The 7649-nt window shown below is 66.8% G+C and carries 9 protein-coding genes; 6 read left to right on the forward strand and 3 right to left on the reverse strand.

The window, feature by feature from the left end:
* Positions 1-146: 146 nt before the first annotated feature.
* Together GJ693_RS12040 and GJ693_RS12045 are read right to left on the reverse strand one after the other, a co-directional pair.
* The gene (locus tag GJ693_RS12040) at positions 147-998 is read right to left on the reverse strand and encodes a PEPxxWA-CTERM sorting domain-containing protein (RefSeq protein ID WP_197042155.1); all 852 of its coding nucleotides are present in this window, start codon (positions 996-998) and stop codon (positions 147-149) included.
* 197 nt (positions 999-1195) lie between these two features.
* Positions 1196-2044: a PEP-CTERM sorting domain-containing protein gene (locus GJ693_RS12045; RefSeq protein ID WP_156256539.1), complete on the reverse strand. Its 849-nt coding sequence runs from the start codon at positions 2042-2044 to the stop codon at positions 1196-1198.
* 205 nt (positions 2045-2249) lie between these two features.
* Between GJ693_RS12045 and murI the strand changes: the two genes are divergently transcribed.
* The 5 genes from murI to GJ693_RS12070 all read left to right on the forward strand — a co-directional run bounded on the left by murI (position 2250) and on the right by GJ693_RS12070 (position 5789).
* Positions 2250-3011, forward strand: coding sequence for a glutamate racemase (murI, locus tag GJ693_RS12050; RefSeq protein WP_156256540.1), 762 nt, complete (start codon positions 2250-2252; stop codon positions 3009-3011).
* Between the two features lie 7 nt (positions 3012-3018).
* Positions 3019-3471 (forward strand): PaaI family thioesterase, encoded by a 453-nt coding sequence (locus tag GJ693_RS12055; RefSeq protein WP_156256541.1) that lies wholly within the window; start codon positions 3019-3021, stop codon positions 3469-3471.
* Positions 3468-4508 carry an enoyl-CoA hydratase/isomerase family protein gene (locus GJ693_RS12060; RefSeq protein ID WP_156256542.1) on the forward strand — a complete coding sequence of 347 codons (1041 nt, stop codon included), beginning with the start codon at positions 3468-3470 and terminating at the stop codon, positions 4506-4508. Before GJ693_RS12055 ends, GJ693_RS12060 begins: the two co-directional genes overlap by 4 nt.
* 105 nt (positions 4509-4613) lie before the next feature.
* On the forward strand, positions 4614-5270 hold the full coding sequence (locus GJ693_RS12065; protein ID WP_197042156.1) for a cytochrome b/b6 domain-containing protein: 657 nt from the start codon (positions 4614-4616) through the stop codon (positions 5268-5270).
* Positions 5271-5279: 9 nt separating this feature from the next.
* Complete coding sequence (locus GJ693_RS12070; RefSeq protein WP_156256544.1) at positions 5280-5789, forward strand: helix-turn-helix transcriptional regulator; 510 nt, start codon at positions 5280-5282, stop codon at positions 5787-5789.
* 25 nt (positions 5790-5814) lie between these two features.
* Here GJ693_RS12070 and GJ693_RS12075 read toward each other — a convergent pair whose 3' ends face one another.
* On the reverse strand, positions 5815-6657 hold the full coding sequence (locus tag GJ693_RS12075) for an OmpA family protein (RefSeq protein WP_235902850.1): 843 nt from the start codon (positions 6655-6657) through the stop codon (positions 5815-5817).
* A 377-nt stretch (positions 6658-7034) separates the two neighbouring features.
* Between GJ693_RS12075 and GJ693_RS12080 the strand changes: the two genes are divergently transcribed.
* Positions 7035-7649, forward strand: a 615-nt coding sequence (locus tag GJ693_RS12080) for a VIT1/CCC1 transporter family protein (RefSeq protein ID WP_156256546.1), incomplete at its 3' end; no start/stop codon positions are given.

Consider the following 7649-nt stretch of genomic DNA (forward strand, 5'->3'; position numbering starts at 1 on the left):
GGGCCAGCCGCGCCAGCGCCGCGCCGGGGCCAGGCACCGGCGGCGCGACGAAGTCGCTGGCATCGGGCAGCGGAGGTGGCCAATCGGAAGCGGGCGCCGGCATCGCCCCTTTCTTGCCGTGTCAGCGGCGGGCGGGCAATCCGGGGCTAAGCGGCCGGTTGCCGCGCACGGCGCCGGCGCAGCGCCACCCCGGCGAGACCGAAGCCGGCGATCAGCTGTGTCCAGGCGGCCGGTTCCGGCACCGGATCGAAGCTGATGCTGGCTTGCGACTGGCTGACGATGATGTCCCCGGTCAGCGCGCGGCCACCAAGCAGGAAATTGTTGAAGCTGATGTGCAGCGCGTTGGTGAGCAGGGTCTGCACGCCGCCGGGGCCGGTGCCGCTGATCTGTTCATTGAGCAGGATGCGCAGGCCGGCCAGATCATAGGCGAGGAAGTTGGGCGCCACCGTGGCATTGGCGCCCAGCGACAGGATAGGCACGCCCAGCACCGAAAGCGCCAGGTTGGAGAAGGTGGATTGGCCCTGCAGCGTGGTAGCATTGCCGATGCGCACGACCTGGGTTTGCGAATTCAGGCTGGTGGCGGTGAGTCCCAATGCCGTCACCGGGCTGCCGATCGCGGTGGTGAACAGCGAGATGTTCAGGTTGTTGACCAGCGCCGAGGCGTCGCCGCTGGTGGTATCGGCCGGTGTGGTGCCGTTGGCGCTGGCCGCGGTGCTGATCACGCCGGTGCGCAGCCGCAGGCCGGCGCTGACCAGCGCGACGACGCCCAGATCGACCACTGTGTTGAGCGAGGCGACATTGCCGGTGACGGCATAGCCGGGCGCGGTCGCCCCGGCGACCGCCCCGACGGGCCCGACGGTGACGCCGACCGTGTTGATGACCTTGACCGTGCTGGACAGGCCGAAGGCGGCGGAGGTGATGCTGGTGGTGGCTGAAGCGGGCAGGGCGGGAAACAGGATCAGGGCGGCACAGAAGAGAAGTTCAGGGGGCTTGAACATCTGCTTTACCTTTCAACGCAACAACGATTCGTTTGGCCATGCCCTGTTCTTGCCAGGACCAGTGATACTGCCGGATGCCCGACAACTTCACCTAGCGACCTACGAATCTTGGCGTTGATAGTTACAGATTTATGGTAAATTATTTGTGACGGTCTTAAATAATGACCAAAATATGTATCCTTGGTTAAGACTTATTGCTAATCGCGTGCCAATTTCGTCTTGCGCTGTTGGCGGCGGCGTGCGGCGCCCGCCAGGGCAAGGCCGGCGATCAGTTGCGCCCACGCGGCTGGCTCGGGGATGGGGGCGCTGCCCTGATATTCGGCGACGGTCTGGCCGATGATGAGATCGCCATTCAGGCTGCGGCCGCCCAGCAGATAGTTGGTGAAGCTGATGCCGATGGCGTTGGTGACGAGCAGGCGGGTGCTGTCGAAATTGCTGGTGAACTGCTGGTTGAAGGTGATCTTCAGGCCGGCCAGATCATAGGCGACAAAATTGACGCCGACCTGGGCATTGCTGCCCAGCGCCAGGATCGGCACCCCGGCGACCGTGAGGTTGAGGTTGGTAAAGTTCGACTGGCCGGTGAGCGCGACGACCTGGTTGGCCGTGCTAATGTTGGACTGCGACTGCACCTGGTCGGCAGTGAGGCCGATGATCGAGGTTGGCACGCCCAGGGTGCTGGTGAACAGGCTGACGGCCAGGTTGTTGACCGTGGCGGTGGCGCTGCCGCTGGTGGTATCGGCTGGGGTGGTGCCGTCGGCGCTGGCCGTCGTGGTGATCAGGCCGGTGCCGATATCGAGGCCAGCCGTGACCAGTGACACGGTGCCGAGGCTGACTGGCGCCGACAGCGAGGCAACGCCGCCGTTCAAGGAATAGCCTGGCGAGGTGCGGCCGCCGACGCTGGCGATCGGGCCGACCAGGGTGAGCGGCTGACCGACGGCGCGGACATTGCTGAACACCCCACGCGCCGTGGTGGCGATTTCGGTGGTGGCCTGCGCGGCACTGGCCAGGCTGAAGGCGGCGGCGCCAATGATGAACGGCTTGAGCATCGGTCATGTCCCTTGGCTTGCGCTCCGGCCGAGGGACCGGATGCGGTTTTCAGGCTGTTCACGGCCGATCTTGGGGATTTTCGAGGGGCGGCAAACCCACTTCATTTTCTGTTGAGCATGAATGTTGGCGCGGCTTTGCCTTTTGCCGCGCGCCATGACATGAGGCCGGGCGAGCAAGACGGAGGCGGCGATCTCTCATATCCTGATGCTTGATTCCGGCGTGGGCGGGCTTTCCGTGCTGGACGATGTGCGGGGCCTGCTGCCAGCCATCGATATCAGCTATGTCGCGGATAACGCAGGCTTTCCCTATGGCACCAAGACCGAGATGGAGGTCGCCACACGGGTGTGTGCGCTGCTAGGCCGGCTCACCGAACGGCTGGGGCCCGATCTGATCGTGATTGCCTGCAACACCGCTTCCACCATCGCGTTGGCGCACGCCCGCGCCGTGCTGGATGTGCCGGTGGTGGGCACGGTGCCGGCGATCAAGCCGGCGGCCGAAGCCTCGCGCGGCCGCGTGATCGGCGTGCTCGGCACCATGGCGACGGTGCGCCAGCCCTATGTTGCGCGGCTGTCGGCCGATCATGCCGCCGATTGCCGCGTGCTGCTGCATGGCTCGGCGCGGCTGGTGGAACTGGCCGAGGCGCAATTGCGCGGGGAGCGGGTGACGGCAGCGGACGTGGCGCCGGAACTGGCCGGCCTTACCAGTCAGCCGGGCGGCGACCGCATCGACCAGGTGGTGCTGGCCTGCACGCATTTCCCACTGCTGCTGCCGCAACTGCAGGCCGCCGCGCCCGCTATGGGCTTTGTCGACGGCGGCCCCGGCATTGCCCGGCGCGTGGCGCACCTGCTGGGGGCGAAGGGGCAGCAGGGCGAGGGCCGCGGCCTTGCCCTGTTCACTCGGCAGGACGAACAGGTTGACGCCCTCGCCCCGGCGCTGCACCGCTATGGCCTGACCATCCAGCATTGAGGCAGACATGGCCCTGAATGACGAAGACCTGATGGCGCGCATGAACCGCTTCGTGCCGCCAACCGCCGCGATCCTGGGCCAGGAAATCCTCGAGATCGACAGCGCCGCCGGCCGGGTGAAGATGAAGTTTCAGCCCATCGATGCCTGCCGCAACCCGATGGGCAATATCCAGGGCGGCATCATGGTCGCCATGCTGGATGATGCCGCGGCGTTCGCGGCCATCGTGAAGAGCGGCAAGCGCATCGGCATCCCGACCATCGAGCTGAAGACCAGCTTCTTCGCGCCGGCCAAGGCGGGCGTGCCGCTCTATGCCGAAGGCCGCTGCCTGAAACTGGGCAAGCGCATCGCCTTCATGGAGGCGGACCTGTTCGACGAGGCCGGCACCTTGTTGGCCCGGCTCACCACCTCGGCCATCCCGATCGACATGGATGGCCCCAGCAACCTGGTAGACCGCTCATGACCGATGCCCCCGAAGTGCTTGTGGCCCGCCGTGGCCACGCCCTGTGGATCACACTCAACCGGCCGCAGGCGCTGAACGCGCTCAATCACCCGATGGCGGTGACCATCCACCGTGCCGTTATCGAGGCGATGGGCGATCATGATATCCAGCATATCGTGATCGACGGCGCCGGCGACCGCGCCTTCTGCGCCGGCGGCGACGTGGCGCTGCTCGGCCGGCGTGGCCGCGAGGACCGGGCGCTGTGGGAGAGTTTCTTCCACGACGAATATCGCATGAACCAGGCCATCGCCCGCTGCGGCAAGCCGTGGGTGGCATTGATCGACGGCATCACCATGGGCGGCGGCGTGGGCTTGTCCATCCACGGCCCCTACAGCATCGCCACCGAACGCACGCTGTTTGCCATGCCCGAAACCGGGATCGGCCTGATCCCCGATGTCGGCGGCACCCACGCGTTGGCGAAGCTGCCCGGCGAGATCGGCACCTGGCTGGCCTTGACCGGCGCGCGGCTGAAGGCGGCGGACCTGCGCACTTGCGGGATCGCCAGCCATTATGTGCCGTCCGCGCATTTGCCAACGCTGTGCGACCTGCTCGCCACCAGCCATGAACCGCTGCCCGAGCTGCTGGCGACGTTCGACGAAGACGCCGGTGACGGGCCATTGGCCGCGTACCGCGACGCCATCGATTATCATTTCGGCCATGACCGGATGGAAGACATCATGGCCAGCCTGGAGGCCGGCGATGACTGGGCCCAGGAGCAGGCTGCCACCATCCGCCGCATGTCGCCGATCAGCTGCAAGCTCAGCCTGGCCGGCCTGCGCGCCGCGCGCGGGGTGGAGATCGAGGAGGCGCTGATCAACGAATATCGCATGGTCTGCGAGATCAGGAACGGCCATGACTTCTTCGAAGGCATCCGCGCCCAGCTGATCGACAAGGACCGCAATCCCAAGTGGCAACCGGCGACGCTTGAGGCCATCAGCGACGATGACGTGGCGCGCCATTTCGAGGTGCCGGAAACCGGCGACCTCACGTTCGAATGACCGCGTAAGCAGGCGCTTACACCGCTGCAATTAAGCGCGGCTGCAATGGCAGGGCGCCATTGCGGCCGCCATTGTCAGGGCCTCGACAAACCGAGGAGCCTGACGATGCCGACACATGATCTGATCCCGCATGGCCAAGGGGACGCGGCCACCACTGAGCCGCCGCCCGGACAGCGCCGCCGCTGGGACCCGCTGGTGAAGCTGACCCACTGGACCATCGCGCTGGCCGTGCTGGCCAACGCGATCATCACCGAGGAAGGCTCTGGCCCGCATGTCTGGGTTGGCTATGGCCTGGCGGCCATCCTTGGCCTTCGCCTGCTGTGGGGGTTGATCGGCCCGGCCGAAGCCCGTTTCTCGGCCTTTGCGCCCAGTCTTCGCCGGGCGCTCGCCCATGTTGGCGATATCGTTGCCGGCCGTCATGTCGAACATCGCTCGCACAATCCGCTCGGCGCGCTGATGGTCTATGCCATCTGGGGCTGCCTGCTGGTCATCATCGGCACCGGCATCGGCATGAGCGGACTGCCGGGCGACACTGGCCAGCATGAGGCGGGCGAAGCCGTGCAGGCGACCGTGCCGGCCACCGCCTCGGCAGACGATGATGAGGCGGCCGGTGAGCGCGAAGAGGGCCCGTTGGGCGAGGTGCATGAAGCCGCCGCCAATCTGCTCTATGGCCTGATCCTGCTCCACATCGGTGGGGTGATCTTCGAAAGCCGCCGCAGCCGCCGCAACCTCGCGCTGGCCATGTTGCCCGGCCGGCGATAGGCTCGACCCATGCAGCAGCGCCAGCAACGATTGCGCCGCCGGGCCACCGCGATGAGCATCGTCGTGGCTCTGCAGGCCGTGGCGGCACTGTTCTTCCTGCTCGATGTCGCCGCCGACCTGCGGGCCGACGGAATGACCAATCACCTGTTGGTGGAGAGCGCAGCGGCGCTGGCGCTGCTGGTTGCCGTTGTCACCGGTGCCGTGCAGGTGCGTGACTTGCTGGCGGCAGCGCGGCAGGATGAACTGGCGGTGGCGCTCGCCCGCCAGGCCGTGGCGGCGCTGGTGCAGCAGCGGCTGCAGGATTGGCAGCTGACCGCGGCCGAAGCCGATGTCGCGCTGTTTGCGATCAAGGGTTGCGATGCGGCCGAGATCGCCCGGCTACGGGGTTCGGCCGAAGGCACTGTGCGGGCGCAATTGACCCGCATCTATGCCAAGGCTGGCGTCAAGTCCCAGTCGGGCCTGATCGCCCTGTTCCTCGATGATCTGATCGTGGCGCCGGTGGCGGCGGGCCCGGCCTGATCAGGCCGCGCCCGCCCGCCCGGTCTTACAGCCCGTCGACGGCCTTGGAGACCAGCACGTTGACCGCCACGCGGCGGTTCTGGGCGCGGCCTTCCTCGGTGCTGTTGTCAGCCGCCGGATCGGCCTTGGCCATGCCGCTCGGGGTCAAGGTGCGGAACGACTTCCAGCGGCAGACTTGCTGCAGATGGGCCATCACGCGGCTGGCGCGCTTCTCGCTCAGTTCCTGGTTGTAATCGTCATTGCCCACCGAATCGGTGTAGCCGACGACGAGCAGCAGCGCGTTGGGGATCTTCTCGGCTTCAGCCGCCACGTTGCACAGCTCGGTCTTGGACTGTTCGGTCAGCATCCACTTGCCGGTGTCGAAATAGACGTTGGCGGTGTTCTTGATGTTGTAATTGTCGATATCGGCAACGCGGCTGCGCAGCGCGGCGGTGGCGGCGGCGGCTTCTTCAAAGCCCTGCGCCGTGCCGCTGCGGATCATGTTGGCCGTCTTGAAATCGTTGCTGCGGAAGGTGACGACATCGGCGATCAGCGTCTCGCCGACCTGGCTGGTCTTCACCGTCACCGGCAGGCCGTTGAGCAGCGAGGAAATGCCGAACTTGCCCTTGCCGCCGAACAGGCCGCTCTTGCCCTTCACCTGGGTCATGTCATTCAGGGTGACGATGGTCCTGGTGCCGTCTTCGCCGGTCACGGCCATGCGCTCACCGCTGCGCGCCGTGATGGTGCCCTTGATCTCCGGGCCCGGCATCGGCCGCGTGTTGGTGACGATCTGGGTGCCCGGCGCATCCGGCGCGGTCTGCTGGGCGGCAAGGCTGCCGGCAGTGGTGGTGGCCAGCACGGCGGCCAGCAAAAGGGCCGGCGGTTTCATCAATTGGCGTTGCATGTCTTCATCCCTCTCAAGCGTTGCCGGTTCGACCACCGGTGCCCCTTTGGCCGGCCGAACCGATGATTTCGGGCACGCTGGTCACCCCTGGCCAGCAGCGCCGGCTTCAGCAACCACGCCAAAGCCCTTTCTGTCTCATGAACGGCTGCGCCGAAATCATCGATTCCGCCGATGAACGGTGCGCATCGTGCGGCAGATTGCGGTCCCGGCCATGGGGGAAGCGGCCGCAACACACGTAACAACGGATTGTCGCACCGGCGTCCGCCAGCGATTCCCAACCGTCTGCCGCGCCCGGAGCGCCCCCGGTTCACACCCTATTGCGCGCATTCGCTGGCTCGCCCACCCTGCGGCGGAGGCCTGACATGAGACTGCACACCGAATCCCATCTTGTCGCCCGCATCGGCTGGCTGCGGGCCGCCGTGCTCGGCGCCAATGATGGCATTGTCTCCACCGCCAGCCTGGTGCTGGGGGTGGCGGCTTCGGGCGCCGATCGGCCGGCCGTGCTGGTGGCGGGCGTAGCCGGGCTGGTCGCTGGCGCTATGTCGATGGCGGCGGGTGAATATGTCTCGGTCAGCAGCCAGGCCGACACCGAGGCCGCCGATCTGGCCAAGGAACGCGCCGAGCTGGCCGCAGATCCCGAGCATGAACATGCCGAACTGGCCGGCATCTACCGGTCGCGCGGGGTTGATGCCGACACCGCCGAAAAGGTGGCGACGCAGATGATGGCGCATGATGCACTGGCCACCCACGCCCGTGACGAGCTGCACATCACCGATATGACGACGGCGCGGCCGGTGACAGCGGCGCTCACGTCTGCCGCCACATTCACGGTTGGTGCGGCGCTGCCGCTGGTGCTGGCCGCCGTGCTGCCGATGCCATTGATGGTGGCCGGCCAGGCCGGCGGGGCGCTGCTGTTCCTGGGCCTGCTCGGCGCTGTTGGCGCCCGCGCTGGCGGTGCGGCCATCGCCCGGCCGGTG

This window comes from Sandarakinorhabdus oryzae (assembly GCF_009733735.1).
GTDB classification, from domain to species: Bacteria; Pseudomonadota; Alphaproteobacteria; order Sphingomonadales; family Sphingomonadaceae; genus Sandarakinorhabdus; species Sandarakinorhabdus oryzae.

What these genes read in the sequence shown, in the direction of transcription:
- murI (WP_156256540.1), top strand. Translation starts at nt 2,250, where the DNA reads ATGCTTGATTCCGGCGTGGGCGGGCTTTCCGTGCTGGACGATGTGCGG.
- GJ693_RS12070 (WP_156256544.1), top strand. Translation starts at nt 5,280, where the DNA reads ATGCAGCAGCGCCAGCAACGATTGCGCCGCCGGGCCACCGCGATGAGC.
- GJ693_RS12055 (WP_156256541.1), top strand. Translation starts at nt 3,019, where the DNA reads ATGGCCCTGAATGACGAAGACCTGATGGCGCGCATGAACCGCTTCGTG.
- GJ693_RS12060 (WP_156256542.1), top strand. Translation starts at nt 3,468, where the DNA reads ATGACCGATGCCCCCGAAGTGCTTGTGGCCCGCCGTGGCCACGCCCTG.
- GJ693_RS12045 (WP_156256539.1), bottom strand. Translation starts at nt 2,044, where the DNA reads ATGCTCAAGCCGTTCATCATTGGCGCCGCCGCCTTCAGCCTGGCCAGT.
- GJ693_RS12075 (WP_235902850.1), bottom strand. Translation starts at nt 6,657, where the DNA reads ATGAAACCGCCGGCCCTTTTGCTGGCCGCCGTGCTGGCCACCACCACT.
- GJ693_RS12065 (WP_197042156.1), top strand. Translation starts at nt 4,614, where the DNA reads ATGCCGACACATGATCTGATCCCGCATGGCCAAGGGGACGCGGCCACC.
- GJ693_RS12040 (WP_197042155.1), bottom strand. Translation starts at nt 998, where the DNA reads ATGTTCAAGCCCCCTGAACTTCTCTTCTGTGCCGCCCTGATCCTGTTT.